This is a genomic window from Okeania sp. SIO2C9 (genome assembly GCF_010672455.1).
In the GTDB taxonomy this organism is placed as follows: domain Bacteria; phylum Cyanobacteriota; class Cyanobacteriia; order Cyanobacteriales; family Microcoleaceae; genus Okeania.
Map to the genome: position 1 here is coordinate 179,255 of NZ_JAAHGO010000012.1, position 18,200 is coordinate 197,454.

The 18,200-nt window shown below is 33.5% G+C and carries 6 protein-coding genes, 1 tRNA gene and 1 pseudogene; 6 read left to right on the plus strand and 2 right to left on the minus strand.

Annotated features, from left to right (window positions below; all coding sequences use genetic code 11):
• Nucleotides 1-18: 18 nt before the first annotated feature.
• A complete protein-coding gene (locus F6K23_RS11370) occupies nt 19-2,847 on the minus strand; it encodes a response regulator (protein WP_293154858.1) in 2,829 nt (942 codons plus the stop codon).
• Nucleotides 2,848-3,034: 187 nt separating this feature from the next.
• Here F6K23_RS11370 and F6K23_RS11375 point away from each other — a divergent pair, with 187 nt between their 5' ends.
• The 6 genes and pseudogenes from F6K23_RS11375 (at nt 3,035) to F6K23_RS11400 (ending at nt 12,027) form a co-directional block, all read left to right on the plus strand.
• On the plus strand, nt 3,035-4,594 hold the full coding sequence (locus F6K23_RS11375; RefSeq protein ID WP_293154861.1) for a TM0106 family RecB-like putative nuclease: 1,560 nt from the start codon (nt 3,035-3,037) through the stop codon (nt 4,592-4,594).
• Between the two features lie 1,177 nt (nt 4,595-5,771).
• Nucleotides 5,772-6,905 (plus strand): esterase-like activity of phytase family protein, encoded by a 1,134-nt coding sequence (locus F6K23_RS11380; RefSeq protein WP_293154864.1) that lies wholly within the window; start codon nt 5,772-5,774, stop codon nt 6,903-6,905.
• A 1,083-nt stretch (nt 6,906-7,988) separates the two neighbouring features.
• A tRNA-Asp gene (locus tag F6K23_RS11385) sits at nt 7,989-8,062 on the plus strand.
• 212 nt (nt 8,063-8,274) lie between these two features.
• Nucleotides 8,275-9,708: pseudogene (gene gltX, locus F6K23_RS11390) on the plus strand (glutamate--tRNA ligase); the annotation flags it as partial.
• A 726-nt stretch (nt 9,709-10,434) separates the two neighbouring features.
• Complete coding sequence (locus F6K23_RS11395; RefSeq protein ID WP_293156122.1) at nt 10,435-11,073, plus strand: CAAD domain-containing protein; 639 nt, start codon at nt 10,435-10,437, stop codon at nt 11,071-11,073.
• A 453-nt stretch (nt 11,074-11,526) separates the two neighbouring features.
• Nucleotides 11,527-12,027: a hypothetical protein gene (locus F6K23_RS11400; protein ID WP_293154867.1), complete on the plus strand. Its 501-nt coding sequence runs from the start codon at nt 11,527-11,529 to the stop codon at nt 12,025-12,027.
• A 1,287-nt stretch (nt 12,028-13,314) separates the two neighbouring features.
• On the opposite strand, the gene F6K23_RS11405 is transcribed toward F6K23_RS11400, so the two are convergent.
• Nucleotides 13,315-17,163, minus strand: coding sequence for a hypothetical protein (locus F6K23_RS11405; protein ID WP_293154870.1), 3,849 nt, complete (start codon nt 17,161-17,163; stop codon nt 13,315-13,317).
• Nucleotides 17,164-18,200 lie beyond the last annotated feature (1,037 nt).

Consider the following 18,200-nt stretch of genomic DNA (forward strand, 5'->3'; position numbering starts at 1 on the left):
TATACCATGAATTTTTATTTAAATTTGTAATTCTTTTAAAATAGACTGAGCAATAATAAACTCATTTTCCAATTGAGTTAAAAGAGATTCTGCTTCTGCTTTTGTTATGGTACCAGCTTTAGCCTTATGCTCTAATATTGCAGAGATTTCAGCCAAGCGCACTACTCCTAAATTACCACAGCTACCTTTCAAAGAATGAGCACTTTCTCTTAGTGCTTCTGTGGCAGAGTTATCGATCGCCTCTTTAATAGCTAGTAATTGCTGTGGAGTATCTTTAATAAACAAATCGATCAGTTCCGTTACCACATCTGCTTCACCCTCTATCTGTACTTCTTGGCGAATATTTTCAATGACCTCCACCATCACTGGAGGAGAACTAGAAGCTGTTTGTGATTGTGGTGGTGCTGCTGGAGATGGTAGAGAAGGAGTTTTTTCTAACTGTTGTGTTTGTAGCGCAACAGTTTTTTTGGCTATAATTATTTCTCCCCAATTTTCCAGTATTTCCTGTAGCTCTTCAACCTTAACTGGCTTACTAATATAATCATCCATACCAGCTTGCAGACAAATTTCCCGATCGCCCTCCATAGCTCCCGCCGTCATGGCCACAATAACAGGTCTGTTGTCTAACTCATTGCCATATTTGTCACAAATATGTTTTGTTGCTTCCAAACCATCCATTTCTGGCATTTGCACATCCATCAACACCAAATCATAGGGTACTTTTTCTAAAGCTATCAAGGTTTCTAATCCATCACTAACAACATCAGGGCGATAACCCATTCGTCCTAACATCGACAATGCAACTTTTTGATTCACTACATTATCTTCAGCTAGTAAAATTCTTAAAGGTAGTCGGATCGCCAGATTGCTATCAATCTTAACCTCAGCTTGATTTTTCATATTGACTACCTGATTAGCAAAAATCTGCATCAGTATGTTATATAACTGATCTGGCTTAATTGGCTTATTTAGACAAGCTTGTAAATTTCTTGTATCACCTTTGGGACAACCTACTGAAGTTAACATAACCAATGGCAGTGTTTTTCGTCGAGGAAGCTTACGGATTTCAGTCGCTAAAGTTAGACCATCCATTTCCGGCATTTGCATATCTAAAATAGCCAGATCGAACTTTTTACCTTTGTTCAGCAACTCTAAAGCTTTTGCACCACTATCTACTTCTGTAGATATGATATCCCACTTTTTATTTTGTATTTTTAGAATCAGTCGATTAGTAGGATTATCATCAACTACTAATATTCGTTTACCATTAAGTTGAGGCTGAGGATTTTGATAAACTTTAGGAATACTGGGAGCACTTTGAGCTAAGATTGTGAAGTGAAATGTTGAACCTACAGCAAAAGAATTTGCAGAAGCTAAATTATTTTGATTTACCAAGGGATTTCCAGCCACATTACCCCCGCTTTCTGCCCACATTTGTCCGCCCATCATTTCACACAGTTTCTTACTGATAACTAAGCCTAAACCTGTACCCCCATATTTACGAGTAGTTGAAGAATCTACTTGAGAAAAAGGCTGAAAAAGTCGCTTTAAACCTTCTGGAGGAATACCAATACCAGTATCTCTGACAGCAAAATGGAGTTGGTGGGTGGGAGATTGAGAATTATCTGAGTTAACTTCTTCGGCAGTAACATTTATTACTACTTCTCCAGAGTTGGTAAATTTAACAGCATTACTGACTAAATTGACCAGAATTTGACGCAGCCGAGTCACATCACCCATAATTCTGCAGGGAGTATAATCGTCTATAATGTAGGCTAAGTCTAATGCTTTATCTGTAGCTTGAGGCACTAGCAAATCTAGACAAGATTCTACACATTCTCGGAGGTCAAAAGCTTGGTTTTCTAACTCTAACTTATCGGCATCTATTTTTGAGAAGTCGAGAATATCATTAATAATGATTAACAAGTTATCTCCACTACTGCGAATAATTTCCACAAAGTTTCGTTGTTGGGGATTGAGATTAGTATCTAGAAGCAAACCAGTCATCCCAATTACTCCATTCATTGGGGTACGTATTTCGTGACTCATGTTGGCCATAAATTCTGATTTCAGCTTGGCTATAGATTGAGCTTCCTTTAAGGTCGCATCTAATTCCTGATTTTTTTCTTCTAATTCTGCTGCTATTTTGGCCGTTTTTTCCTGAGTTTTGACTTTTTCTTCCAGATAAACTTGAAGTTGGTTGACTGCAGGTCTAAATACAAATACTCCCTCTGATATTAGTAGTAATATAGCAACTGTTAATAATAAATTTTCGACTAGCCTGGTTTGCTGAATCTTTTGTTGGGCTTCAGCATCATATTGGAAGACAATTTGATCCATCCGTGGGAGAAAAATGGCCTCATTTTCCAGGATAGTTTCTACAAAAGGGCTAGTATCTACCTGTGCTGACTGTGAGTTGATGATTACTAGCAAACCCTGAGCAGCTTTAACTATTGCTTGATAATGTTCGTCCATCTCCGCAAACATTTGTTTTACCGTGGAACTATTATTATTACTGGGTAATCCTAAGTCTGAATCACCTTTCTGTAGTCCCTCATGGGAGGTTTGGAACAACTGGACAACATTTTCTAGTTCCTGTTGACGTTGTTTTCTGACTTTTGAGTTGGAGCTAGACTGGATAGCTAATGCTGCTTTGCTAAGTTTTTGACTCAGCATTCGTTGACGACCTGCGATGTTAATTACTCGAGAACTGGTAAACTGATATTTTAGGGATCTTTCTACTAAAAATTGTTCAAATATAAATAATCCGGCTATTACGCTGAGTCCGGCAATATAAAGTACCGTCAGGCGATTAGTTGGAGATGGTTGGCGTAGTTTTTTTGACATTTTTATAGTTATTGTTGCAGTGAATTTTGTCTATATTTCACTGTTTGATGATGAAAAATGTTTGGTCTTTATATCTCGATTTTATCTCAATTCAACAAGTGGACTAGACTAACTATATATATATATAGTTGTGCCACTTTGGACTTTTGACTTCCGCAAAGTGGTTGACTCACTAACTAAATAATTAATGTTTATAACTGACTCTCAGCTACTTTCTTATCAACGTTGTTCTAGAAAAGTATTTTTAGATACCTATGGAGATTTTACGCAACAAGATTCTCCTAGTGATTTTCTAGTGAAATTAATTAAAGATAGTTCGGAATTTAGGTCGAGCATTATCAAGAATTATATTTATCAAAAACCTGATTATCCTCGTGGAGATTTAATTGCAGGGGGAAAGGCTACGGAAGAATTAATGGCAGCAGGTATTGATGTTATTTATCAGGGAATATTAATTATTCAGCAATCTTCAATCAACTCATTCTCACAAAATCAGAATATTAATTTGGTCAGTCATCCAGCTTTATTGATTAAACAGCCTGGATATTCTCGGTTTGGTGATTGGGTTTATATTCCCACAGATATTAAGTTAAGCAAACGTCCGAAATTAGAATATCAAATAGTTGCTACTTTCCATGCTCAAATATTAGCAAGTATTCAAGAAGTTTGGCCGGAAAATACTTGGTTGATTCTCCGAAAGAAAGGGTTATATAAGGTTAATTTAGAAAAGCGAATTGAGCAAATGCAGGAAATTATTTCTGAGTTAATTTCAACGTTGCAAAATCGCCTAGAACCAGAAGTATTTATGACACGGCAAAAGTGTAGTCTTTGTACTTGGTATAGTAGTTGTCATACTTTTGCTCAAACTCAAAAACATTTATCTCTTTTGCCTGGGGTTACTCCTAATCGTTATGCTGTGTTGAAAAGTCTCGATTTGACAACTTTAGAATCCCTAAGTTCTGCTAACCCTAATGATTTAGAAGTTTACCCTGAATTTGCTGATGGAGTTGGTATACAAGTTGTGCAGCAAGCTCAATCTGTATGGGAAAATAAAGTGATTATGAGAAATGAAAAATTTACTGAAGAAATAGATAGTGAAGCTTTACCAATTAATTATTACAAATCAACTAGGCTAGTCAATGCTCCTGTAGAAATATATTTTGATATTGAAGCTCAACCAGATATAAATCTAGATTATTTACATGGTGTCTTAGTAGTTGATAAGCGCAAAAATACAGAAAAATTCTATGTTAATTTAGCCGAAAATCCCTTAGATGAAGAATTGATTTGGTATCAATTTTTAGACTTAGTTTGGAAATATCCTATAGCTCCAATTTATCACTTCTGTGAATATGAAATTCAAACTATCAAAAAATTAGCTAAACTTTATAAGACTCCAGATTATCTGTGGAAACCATTGTTGAAAAGATTTGTGGATATTCATCAAGTTGTTACTCAAACTATTATATTGCCCGTTGAAAGTTATTCCCTCAAAAATATTGCTCGTTGGTTAGGTTTTGAATGGCGGAATCCCGAAGCTAATGGCGCTCAATCTGTCTGTTGGTATGAACAATGGTTGAAAACTGGCGATCGCTCTTTATTAGATGCAATTATTATTTACAATGAAGATGATTGTTATGCTACTTATTATATTAAAGAATGGTTATTGAATTTTTTAGAAGAAGGAAGAGCTAACAAGGAAGAAGGAAGAAGCAATAAGGAAGAAGCAATTATTCATAATAAATAACAAAGAAGGTGAAAAAATATTATGTTATCTATATCTATATCAATAGTAAATAAAGTGGTATTTTCCTATCTTATACCAAGGGTGAAAAAAGAATGCTACAAAAAAAGCTGAAAATTATGTCTAATATCATGTATCTTTTCAATACCCACAAATAACATTTATTAGGGAGTAGGGAATGGTGGGAAATTTCACACATTCTCAAGAGAATCAAGAAGAATATTTTTATTGCGTTTAATTAATGAGACCCGATCTAAAAAGAACTTCTCCAATCTTATAAGCGACCTATTTCAATTGTTTTCCTTTTTTTTTCTTATTTAGGTAGTCCTGCTCGCGTAATTATAGATGGGAATGAACAACAGCGCTTCATGGGAGCAAGATACGAGCAAGGGAGGAAGATGCTCCCACTGTTTTTGTCCTTGACCAAAATAATTACAATCGACTACCATTACAATGCACTACCACAATTATTTTTTCAGTCCTTAGGTTCTTACTTCTTCCTTTCTGATACTATTTGTCACAAACACTTATCAAATTGGTATTACCGAATTATTAATAATTAATAATTAATAATTAAATAATTATGGTTTAAAGCCTCCCCTTTTAAGGGGAAAAAAGCGGTCGTTAGCGTAGCTTCCCGTAGGGTGGGATGGCGAGGTCTCCTCGCCATATCCAATCGACCAAGAGAAGAAATAATATATCCTTATATTCAATTCCGTAGCGGTTTTAACCAGAGGTAATTATCAATTATCCATTATCAATTATCAATTAATGAAATACTTTTAATTTTACTTTTACCGAATAATTAAGGTTTAAAGCTTCTCCTTTAAAGGAGAAAAAAGTGGTCGAGGGATGGCGTTAGCGGAGCGGCTCTGATAAGAGCGGGTCTCCTCGTTATATCCAATTTACCAAGAGAAGAAAAAATTTTCATGATTAGTCAATCCTCTTGTTTTCAAGGAGAGGTAATTGTTAATTATTAATTATTAATTATTAATTATTAATTTTTGAACTATTCCTTCAATTCTTCCTGCCTTCATTTACAGCTAAAATATAACGATTATATCGTAATGCTAAACCATATCAAAAAAAACAAATCGATGAAAAATCGGAAAATCTTAATTCTTTTTTTTCGTTATTCGTTGCATTTTTAAATAACATTTTCCGCACAATTAAAATTAGAATGCTATATATAAATATCTTTAAATATATAAATTATAAGTACCTAATATTAACCTTATTTACTTGTTTATTTATTGTTGTAATTACAGCTATAGTAGTTAAATCAATAACTCAAGCAACTATTCCTAAAATTACTTTTTTAGGACAGGTAAATTTTCCCACAAGATTAGAATTTAAAAATACAGAATTTGGTGGTCTTTCTGCCATAACTTACAATCCAGAAAAACAAATTTATTATGCAATTTCTGATGACCGTAGTAGCAAAGCACCAGCTCGATTTTATACTCTGAAAATTGACCTAGAGCCAGATAAAATTTCAGAGGAAACTGTAACTATTACAGATGTCACAACTTTATTGAATAAAACAAGTAAACCATTTCCCGCTTTGAGTATTGACTCAGAAGGAATTGCTTTTACAGGAGAGACTTTATTTATTTCTTCTGAAGGAGATAGGGAACGTCAAATACAACCATTTATTAGAGAATTTTCTCTCACAGGAAAACAACTACGAAATTTGCCAATACCTGAAAAATTTTTCATACAATCAAACAGTGGAATTAGAAATAATCTTGCTCTTGAAAGTTTAACTATTACTCCTAGTCAAAAATATATCTTCACAGCTACAGAAAATGCTTTAGTTCAAGATGGCGAAGAAGCAACTTTTAGTATGGGTAGCTACTGTCGAATTATACGGTATGATTTAGCTAAAGGTCAGCCAGAAACAGAATTTCTATACATCACAGAACCTATTGCTACTAATTCTAATAATCTAGGTGGTTTTAGTACCAATGGTTTAGTCGATTTACTTGCGTTAGATGATACTCATCTTTTAAGTTTAGAACGATCTTTTTCCCTAGGAACAGGAAATGTAATTAAACTTTTCCAAATAGATTTATCAGATGCAGATAATATTCAAAAAATTGATGGTTTAAATAATCAAATTACTGATATTTCTCCAGTGCAAAAAAAATTACTCTTAGATTTCAGCACTCTAGAAATAGTCTTAGACAATATTGAAGGTATAACTTTTGGCCCAAAATTGGCAGACGGTCAGCGATCGCTCATCCTAGTTAGCGATAATAATTTTAACCCTCTACAAATTACTCAGATTTTGATATTTAGCACTAATCTTTAGTTAGCAGTCAGTAGGCGAAATAAAAACTATAGTGCTACAGTATATTTAGGGTAGACTATCTGTTTAACTATTCAGTAGTGGTACTTAGACATTTTATCGTAGGAAAAATGCGTCAAATTCAGTCTAGACAAGGGAATTACGTCGATGCCTTAAAAATGGCTAGAACCCCTGGTTATTCAGGATTTATGCCTTTTTGACGTAAAAGCCTCTGCCCATCTATATTTGATCCTATTTTCTGGCTTTATTTTGTGTAAGTACCAATAGTCAGTAGTGATGTGGAAATTTATAAAACTTACTGACCAACCATATCAAGCAGCAAAATAAAAACTATAGTGCCATAGTATATTTAGGGTAGACTACCTGTTTAACTATTCAGTAGTTAATCAGGGCTATTTAATTCTAAACTGTGCCATTTTATGTATTGACGAAACCACGTTATTTACAGCTTTAGGAAATTTATCTTTCGCTGTCTGAAAATCAATAAATTCATTGTCAAAATCTAGAATGAAATGACCCTGGTAGTTAATCGTCAGTAGTGATGTGGAAATTTATAGAACTTGCCGACCAACCATATCAAGCAGCAAAATAAAAACTATAGTGCCATAGTATATTTAGGGTAGACTACCTGTTTAACTATTAGACTTGTCGCTTTATAAACTAAAAAATTGTAGAAACCCCCGTTATGTAAAGCTTGTAGTTATTTATCGAGCAAAAGAGTCGAAATAATTACCCTGTCTAGGTTTTGGAGATTTTTTCTATCTATTTAGCGACAACTCTATTCAGTAGTCAGTAGTGATGTGGAAATTTATAGAACTTGCCGACCAACCATATCAAGCAGCAAAATAAAAACTATAGTGCCATAGTATATTTAGGGTAGACTACCTGTTTAACTATTCAGTAGTCAGTAGATTTACTGTTTCAGCCCTAATATCTGACCTCGGCAATTCCGTTAAAAGATTAAGTATCAAAACCTTACTATAGTCTCAGGTTTCAGCTCTTAGAACAACACAGAGAAAAAAAATTTAGAGAAATGCTTGACAAATAAAAAGAAAAACCCCATAATAGTACATGGCTTGAAAATAAGGGACTGTAGTTCAACTGGTTAGAGCACCGCCCTGTCACGGCGGAAGTTGCGGGTTCGAATCCCGTCAGTCCCGTAGAGAGACAACTTAAACCTCAGAATATACTGAACATCATACGAACAGTAACTGCTGTTTGGTGAAACTCTATATTTTATGATAAAAGTAGGGAATCAAATCAGTATCAAAATTATAGATTTTAATATCACTCTGGTAAAATTGATATCTTCTCAGATTGAGCCAGGATGTAGAAAAGAATCTAAAAACAAAAAACAAAAATAGAAATTGATATGAGTGTTAGAGTTCGTCTGGCCCCAAGTCCAACAGGAAATTTACATATCGGTACAGCCAGAACAGCTGTATTTAACTGGTTATTTGCCCAAAACCAGAAAGGAAAATTTATCCTCAGAATAGAAGATACAGATATAGAGCGATCGCGTCCAGAATATACAGAAAATATTATGGAGGGATTGACCTGGTTAGGATTAGAATGGAATGAAGGGCCATCCTACCAGTCTCAACGGTTAGAATTATATCAAACAGCCACTCAAAAGTTACTAGACAAAGGATTAGCCTATCGCTGCTATTGTACAGAAGCAGAACTAGAGGAAATGCGGGAAGCTCAGAAAGCTAGAAAAGAAGCACCCCGCTATGACAACCGCCACCGTAACCTTACACCTAAACAACAAGCAGCTTTTGAAGCAGAAGGAAGACAGCCAGTAATTCGTTTTAAAATTGACGATGACCGAACAATTAACTGGAAAGACCTGGTTAGAGGGACAGTAACCTGGAAGGGCAGCGACTTGGGTGGAGATATGGTCATCTCCCGTGCTGCTAGTGTAAAGACAGTGGGACAACCCCTCTACAATATGGCAGTGGTAGTAGATGATATGGATATGGAAATTACCCATGTAATTCGTGGTGAAGACCATATTGCTAATACAGCTAAACAAATATTACTTTATGAAGCTCTAGAGGGAAAAGTACCAGAATTTGCTCATACACCTCTAATTCTTAATCAAGAAGGACGCAAATTGTCAAAACGGGATGGCGTAACTTCAATTTCTGATTTTAAAGAATTAGGTTTTATCCCGGAAGCGCTAGCAAATTATATGTGTTTGCTTGGGTGGACGCCTCCAGACTCAACCCAAGAAATATTTACCCTGACAGAAGCAGCTCAACACTTCACTTTTGAGAGAGTGAATAAAGCGGGAGGTAAGTTTGACTGGGATAAGTTGGATTGGATAAATAGTCAATATTTACATAATTTACCAGTAGGAGAACTGACTGATAGATTAATTCCCGTATGGCAAAAAGCAGGATATGAAGTAGACCCACAGAGCGATCGCCCTTGGTTAGAACAATTGGCAGCTTTGATTGGACCTAGCTTGACTCGCCTCACAGATGCAGTAGAAATGAGTAAGTTATTTTTCTCCCCCACTGTAGAACTGGATGCAGAAGCAACTGAACAAATGCAGAAAGAAGATGCTGTAAAATCTATTAATTCTATTATTGAGGGGATAGATAGTGATGCACCTCTGCGAGTGGGTGATGCACAAAAAATTATTAAAAGGGTGACTCAGGCAGTTAAAGTTAAGAAAGGCATTGTCATGCGCTCTCTAAGGGCGTCTTTAACTGGTGCTATGCAAGGGCCAGATTTAATTCAGTCATGGTTACTCCTGCATCAAAGGGGTTTTGATATATTACGCTTCAAAAAAGCTATAGGTCAGGAGGTTGAAGAAAGTAAAAAAGTAAATGCTCCTGCTAATAGTAATAAAGGGTTTGCTGAAATAAAAACAGCAACTTCAAAAACGTCTGTTCCACCAAAACAACAAGCTCAGAAAATAAAAGCATCAGTTACTCTTGATGGTGAGTCTCAAAGTGTTAAACCAACTATAGATCAAGCACAAGCAACAACTCCAACGGGTAAGTCTCAAGTTGTTGAACCTACTGTAGAGAAACAGAAACCAACTACGACTCCCTCTGGTGAGTCTCAAAGTGTTAAACCAACTACAGATAAAGCACCAGCAGTAACTCCTACGGGTAAATCTCAAGTTGTTGAACCAACTGTAGAGAAACAGAAACCAACTACGACTCCCTCTAGTGAATCTAAAAGTGTTAAACCAACTATAGATAAAGTACAAGCAACAACTCCGAGTGAGGAAACTAAAGCGGTTAAACCTACTGTAGAGAAACAGACACAAACTACGACTCCCCCTGGTGAATCTAAAAGTGCTAAACCAACTATAGATAAAGCACAAGCAACAACTCCGAGTGGGGAAACTAAAGTGGTTCAACCTACTATAGAGAAAGCAACAACTCCAACAGGGGAAATCAAAGTGGTTAAACCTACTGTAGAGAAACCACCAATAGCAACTCCTAAAGTCGCAACAACTCCGAGTGGGGAAACTAAAGCGGTTAAACCGACGGTAGAGAAACAGACACAAACTATGACTCCCCCTGGTGAATCTAAAAGTGCTAAACCAACTATAGATAAAGCACAAGCAACAACTCCGAGTGGGGAAACTAAAGTGGTTAAACCTACTGTAGAGAAACCACCAATAGCAACTTCTACAGAAGCAACAACTCCAACAGGGGAAACCAAAGGGGTCAAAACTACTACAGAGAAAGAAACATCAACAGCAACAACTTCTACTACGAAACCGCAAACCTTAGAAGAAAAAGTTAAAGTTGCTGCTCAAGTTGAAACTTCAATATTAGATGACCAACCATCTGTAGACACAATAACTAATGAAACCGTTAATATCGATCAACTACAAAAGATTAAAGAAAAATTGATTGATACTTTTGCTAACTTTCCTGATTACATTAATCAATTCTATCAAACATATCAACGTCAGCTTAAAGTAATTGGTTCACTGATATTAATCATATTAACCTTCAGGTTAATTCTTGGTTTCCTAGAAGCTTTAGAAGGAATTACTACTTTATCAATTAGCTTTGAGTTAATAGGTATGGGATATTCAGTATGGTTTGTTTACCGTTATTTGCTGCGAAAATCTAATCGGCAAGAATTATTAGATAAAATTGAAGATATCAAAGCAGATATTGTTGGTAAAAAGTCTTAAACTTCTAATAGTTTCAGATACTGAAAACAATATGGGGGAAATTAAAAATCGAAGTAAACCAGAAAAATGTTTGTTTCAAATTCCCCCAATAATTAGGGTTTGCTGAAAAAGTCTTTTTTAAAGAGTAGGGAAGTAAGGGAGTGGGGGAGTAGGGGAGTAGATAGTAGTTAGGAGGAAGGGGGAATAGAATTTAAATAGGAGGTATTCATATATATTTGTTCCTTGATTTTTATACAATTATTCTGGTTTTTATGCTAAATTTTTGAGGGTTTTAGGCTGAAAATCTGGCACTTTTTTCAACCCAAAAAGAGTTTTAGCTAATATCAATCAATGCTTTGAGATTTAATCAGCAGAGCAATAATTATTTTGTAAGCATTCCGTAGGAATAGCTGATAGCTGACTGCTGAATGCTTACATTATTTTGAATTTCTTTATCCGAAAACAGCACTCTAAATGAATAAAAATAAACGAAGAAAAACAATATTATTTTTAGTAGTATTATTTTCATTAGCTGGGATACAGAAAATCAGTCCTGTTTTATCCCAAGGTTTACAATTGACACCTATATTTGAAGATGTAAATCTCTATCCAAAATCTCCTCAAAACCGAATGATTATTAGAGGATTAAGTGGAGGTCCTGTATCTGCAAAAGAAACAACAGGCAGAAATGAAACGGTAACTGGACCTTGTGTAGGTTTTATCGATCGAAAACCAGATCATAGATTAATTTTAAATGGTTTTTTTCAATCCCTGAAACTGGAAGTTAAAAGTAGTGAAGATACAACTTTAGTAGTTAGAGGTCCTGGGGGTAGTTGGTGTAATGATGACTTTGAAGGAAAAAATCCTGGAATTATGGGTCAATGGTTTTCGGGTACTTATGAAATATGGGTAGGTTCTTATCAAAGAAATAAATATTATCCCTATGTTATTAAAATTACTAAAGAAGAAGATTGATATATTCTCTGGGGTGAAGTTGTGGAGATTTTCATTTCAAGAATAATTCTTGGTTCAGCGAAAAGAACAAAAGTAAAGATAATTTCAGTATTTATTTGGTACTGTCAGTTCTTAAATTTTATTTATAATTGACCCGTCCGTTAGCGTAGCTCCCCCGGAGGGGGAATATGATATTAGTCTTCCATAAAATTACGCTTTTTTTGATCTTCAATCTACTTCTGAAAATACTTAATTTCTTTTTCTACATATTGCTTGTGTTGCAGAAGGTTTGTTGTATTAAAAATTGGCAGTAGTGATTTAAGATATTCTACATAAGTTTTATCGGTCGGTTGAGAATTCCCAGACAAATTCTAAATCAGAGGTTTTAGGGGAAGTTTCTTCAAATCCTCAAAATGCGGAGATTTTCATTTCAAGAATAATTCTTGGTTCAGCGAAAATAACAAAAGTAAAGATAATTTCAGTCTTTCTTCAGTATTGTCAGTTCTTAAGTTTTATTTATAACTGACCCGTCCGAGTATGATATTAGTCTTCTATAAAATTATGCTTTTTTTGATCTTCAATCCACTTCTGAAAATACTTAATTTCTTTTTCTAGATATTGTTTGTGTTTGAGAAGTTCTATTGTATTAAAAATTGGCAGTAGTGATTTACAGCGCTTTTCAAATTGATGAACCACATCTTCACACATCAAACCTTGTAGGGACGTTCCATGGAACGTCCCTACTGTGGTCTACCCAAATGAAAACCGCTGTAAGATATTTTGCATAAGTTTTATCGGTCGATTGAGAATTCCCAGACAAATTCTAAATCAGAGGTTTTAGGGGAAGTTTCTTCAAATCCTCAAAATGCGGAGATTTTCATTTCAAGAATAATTTTTGATTCAGCGAACAGAACAAAAGTAAAGATAATTTCAGTCTTTCTTCAGTATTGTCAGTTCTTAAGTTTTATTTCAATCCACTTCTGAAAATACTTAATTTCTTTTTCTAGATATTGTTTGTGTTTGAGAAGTTCTATTGTCTTAAAAATTGGCAGTAGTGATTTAAGATATTTTGCATAAGTTTTATCGGTCGGTTGAGAATTCCCAGACAAATTCTAAATCAGAGGTTTTAGGGGAAGTTTCTTCAAATCCTCAAAATGCGGAGATTTTCATTTCAAGAATAATTTTTGATTCAGCGAACAGAACAAAAGTAAAGATAATTTCAGTATTTATTTGGTACTGTAAGTTCTTAAGTTTTATTTATAACTGACCCGTCCGTTAGCGTAGCTCCCCCGGAGAGGGAATATGATATTAGTCTTCTATAAAATTACGCTTTTTTTCATCTTCAATCCACTTCTGAAAATACTTAATTTCTTTTTCTACATATTGTTTGTGTTGCAGAAGGTCTATTGTATTAAAAATTGGTAGTAGTGATTTAAGATATTCTACGATTTTATGTGTTGCTTCAATATTCTTAGAGCTAGTCAAAATATAATCTTCTGAGGAAAGTTCCTTATAATTCTTAACATAAGGTTCTAGGGGAAGTTTCTTAAAATCCTGAAAATTTTGATTGTACTGACAAAATAGATCGATAAATTGATAACGTCTTTCGTAGGGAAATGTTGTAGTTACGCTAAACAATAATTGCAGCAAATCAATATCTGTATATCTATTTTCAATCAGACTGTTTAGCAGTTGATTTTGTCTATCCTCAAGAATAAGTTTCTCTTCTTCTGTTACTTCCAAAAAAAATATTCTTTCGAGGATAGTATTACTAAATCTAGAGCTAGATAATTCCTTTTCTTTCTGATAAATATGCTCAATTACTGGAGTGATTAATTCCTGATAATTTTCAGATTGCCAAAGAAATGTATAGTTTAGATCATCTTGGAAGTTTGAGAACTTTCTTTCCTCATCGTATACCCAGTCAATATATTCAATTATGAAATTTTTTTGGTCAGCAGCAAGAATGCGGATGAATATGTGTTCAGAATTAGACGAGTATCCCCTGATTTTTTGACTTGATAAATATGCTTGTTTTAGTACATCAAGTTTTTCTGTGAATAGCTCAATTAAAAGCTCATTGACCTGAGTGTAAGGATTAAATAAAAAATCGAAAGGACTTAAAAAATTTGTATAATTTGTCTGTTCATTAATTTTACTCAGGATAATTTCTGTTACCTGAGCAACAACATTTTTATCTAAGTCACGATATTTGAGAAGAAAGTCAAAATCTTGTGGTATTTCACTTAGTTGACTCTGCGGATATAAGTTATATAGTTGCTCTAAATAATCAGATGTAATTTTGTCTTCAGGTAGTAAGTTGTAAAATCCAAATAACCATTTTCTTTTTGAAGCAAAATCAAATTGATTAAGCAATTCAAAAGCTTTTCCAACTCCAGAAATTTTAATTAACTTCTCAATTAATGGAAAATGATTAAGTTGAAATGGGTCGCCAAGATTGAGATAATATTTCAGCACATATAAATAAAGTTCTGAATTTTGGCAAGCTAGAGTAATTAATACTTCTCCGATTCTATTGGCAAAATGAAAATCGTTATGGTTTCTTAGTTCTTTTCCTAATTTTATTTCATAGCATTTAGCAAAGAAATCCTGATAATCCTTAAAATCGTAGTTGGCAGAATATTCTTTGATTTGATTTTGCTTAAATTGCTCATATTCTTTGTTTTCTAACTTTAAGTTTTTTCTCTCAGTCCAATCAAATAAAATTATCTTAGATAGCTCATAAGTTTCATTGACAAATCGTTCTCTTAGTTCATTATTAAATTCAACTTGATGAGACTCTAGAAAATCTAAGTATTTCTGAACTATAAGACAATGAGAATAATCTTTAGGACTTAACTTAGTTGCAATAAAGTCAAGCACTTTTACAGCATCTTGCTTAATAATTTCACCGACAGGAAACTTAGAATATAATTTACTATATTGATGAATTATATTGATTACCTCTTTCTCAAAAATATCAATCTGATAGAGCTGAAATACTCCCTGCCAAATTTTCTTTCTCAAATCAAGTAATTCAGGTGTAGGTAGTGGGGTAAATTGATGCCATAAAAACTCTCTTTTATTTTTAAGAAGCTTAGAAGTATTAAATTCAAGATAGAGGTATTTTTCACCTACACCAAAAAATAGTTTTGCGAATAATTCGTTTTTTCCTTGATTTACTTTTTCCAATAGCTTATCAATGACTATCGACTGAGTAATATATTTTGTTATGTAGGAATCACGTTCAAATCCAAACTCTTCAATAAGAAGGCGAAACACCCCTGATAGTTCCTGTGGTTTTTTTGTCAGATATTCAAACAGCAAATCTATAGCCATCTGGAAATTTTGTTCGTCAAAATTACTCGATAAACTAAGTAAGTCAAGAATAGAATATGGTGGAATGTCAATATTAGAATTAGACGGAATATCTAAGGTTGAAATATCTACTGACTCGACTTCCATCTTGTCAATAAAATTTTCAGCATATATAAGAATTTCTGTCTGTTTAAAAAAACAAAAAAGTTTCATCAGTTGAATTAAACTCTTCTCATCTCCTGCATCCTCATAAATTTTCCAAACTCGGTCTACCTCTGGAGTAAGTATTTTGATAATCTTCTCACTATCAAAAGCACTTAAAACAGGATTAAGAGCATCAACAAAATTATATTGAAACTGAGGAAATAAATTATCTAAGAGAACGGAAAATTTTAACAATTTCTCCTTGAAAAAAGTAAGATAAAACAGATATGTCGCTAGAACTTGGTCAGATATTCTAGCAACCTCATTTTCATATATATCTACCAACTCAAATTCATATAATTTACGGACTGCTTTCCAGAAAATTTCCTTGTCAATATTGAATGTTGTTTGAATCCTTTCCATCATTTCATCGTTAGACTTATCTACTACTTGAAAAAAGGCAAGGATACCAGCAACTTTCAATAAACTTTCATCCTTAAAATCTGCAATATCTTGTCTAATTGAAGAGTAGTATATCTCGTAAAGCTCTAATACATTTTGAATACTATGAAGAGTTTTTTCTCGCTCTACTACTAAAGCAGTCATTATTGCCAGGCGAGGATTACCTTGAGCTATATCAACAATTCTTTCTATGTATAATTGATTCTGAATTTTGTATTCTTCTTTAACGAGTTGCTCAATTTGCTTATCTGTTAATGGGTTGATTTTTACTAGCTCTAAATTATTATCATAAGAACACACTACTTCTTTAATTTGCTCAACTGCATAGTCACGAACTGTAGCTATTATTTTAATTTGCTGATTTTCACGTTTATACAGAAGAAAATTAATAAAATGCTTAAATTCTTTGACTCGGTTAGCATCATCTACAAAAATTAGATAACTTCCATCATCTGAGAAATAAACACGGATATCCTTATAAAGTTCGACTTCTTTATCAAAAATACATTTAACTTTGTACTCAGAACATTTCTCTACTTTCCTACAACACTCTAAAACAAGTCGAGATTTACCTACTCCTGCTTTACCAGAAACTATAACTAGATTATTTTCCTCAAGTCGTTGTAATATTTCATTTATTTCATTTTCCCGAAAGTAAAACTTTGTATCTAGAGGAGCAACAATTTTTCTTTGATCATAAGTAGCAATAAACTCATCAATATCAACTATTTGACCAGTATCTACCTCAACTCCAAGATATCTTTTAGCAATACCAGGATAATTTTCGAGGTCTAAAGAAATAGAGTCAATACCATATATATCAAGCTCAACTCCATACTTCTGACATTCCTTTTTTAGAGAATTTTCTTCTTTTGTATTCAGAGTAGAATTATGGCATAAAACAATCTTTTCTATTTTTGTTATTGATATTCCAGTTTTTTCCTCATTAAAACAGTTGTGGAGGTCTGTCTCTAATTTGTTGTAAAGTTTTTTCTTCTTATCCCTTTTGGGGTCTGTTGTTGTATACTCTGCTAAAATATACTTTCCATTTTCCAGAATAATTAAGGTATCTGGAGTTCTTGTTCTTGTTTTGTCAGCTCCAATTACAGACCCTAATGATTTAATTTGGTGAAGCTGTTTAATTTTTTTATTAAGGTAAGCATCAGCAAGTTTTTGGAATGTACCACCGTCTAATTCTTTTAGTTTATTTTGAATCTCATTAATTTTTGACATAGTAATTCTATACAGATAAAAATAATATATTTTTCCTCAACTTAAAAGTAGCGATCCCCCTTCTGTGCTATCTCTATTTTAGCAATTAAATTTTTACTCTCAAGTGCCAAAAAGTAATATATGGACTTCCTTTTCTGATTTTTTTTAGCTCCCGATACAAACCCTAATTATTTAATTTACTTAACTTGTTCAATTTTTTTATAAAGGTAAACATCAGCAAATTTTTGAAACTCACCACTACTTAATTCTTTGAGTTTATTTTCAAGTTTGATTAATTTTTTCAATAGTAATTTTGTAGAGATAAAAATAATATCTTCTTCCTCAACTTAAAAGTAGCGATCGCCTCTCTCTATTTTAGCAATTAAATTTTTACTCTCAAGTGCCAACTGGAGTTCATTTTCTTATTTTTTTTAGTTCCAGGTGCAGACCCTAATGATTTAACCAACTTGACCTGTTCAATTTTTTTTGAAGGTAAACATCAGCAAATTTTTGAAACTCACCACTACTTAATTCTTTGAGTTTATTTTCAAGTTTGATTAATTTTTTCAATAGTAATTTTGTAGAGATAAAAATAATATCTTCTTCCTCAACTTCAAACTAGCGATCGCCTCTCTCTATTCTGTCTATTTTAGCAATTAAATTTTTACTCTCAAGTGCCAAAAAGTAATATCTGGAGTTCCTTTTCTGATTTTTTTAGTTCCCGATACAGACCCTAATGATTTAATTGACTTAACCTGTTCAATCTTTTTATAAAGGTAAGCATCAGCAAATTTTTGAAACTCACCACCACTTAATTCTTTTAGTTTATTTTGAAGTGTGGTTAATTTTTGCCATAGTAATTTTGTAGAGATAAAAATAATATCTTCTTCCTCAACTTCAAACTAGCGATCGCCCTTCTATGCTATCTCTAATTTTAGCAATTAAATTTTTACTCTCAAGTGCCAAAAAGCAATATCTGGACTTCCTTTTCTGATTTTTTTTAGTCCCCGATACAGACCCTAATGATTTAACCAACTTGACCTGTTCAATTTTTTTTG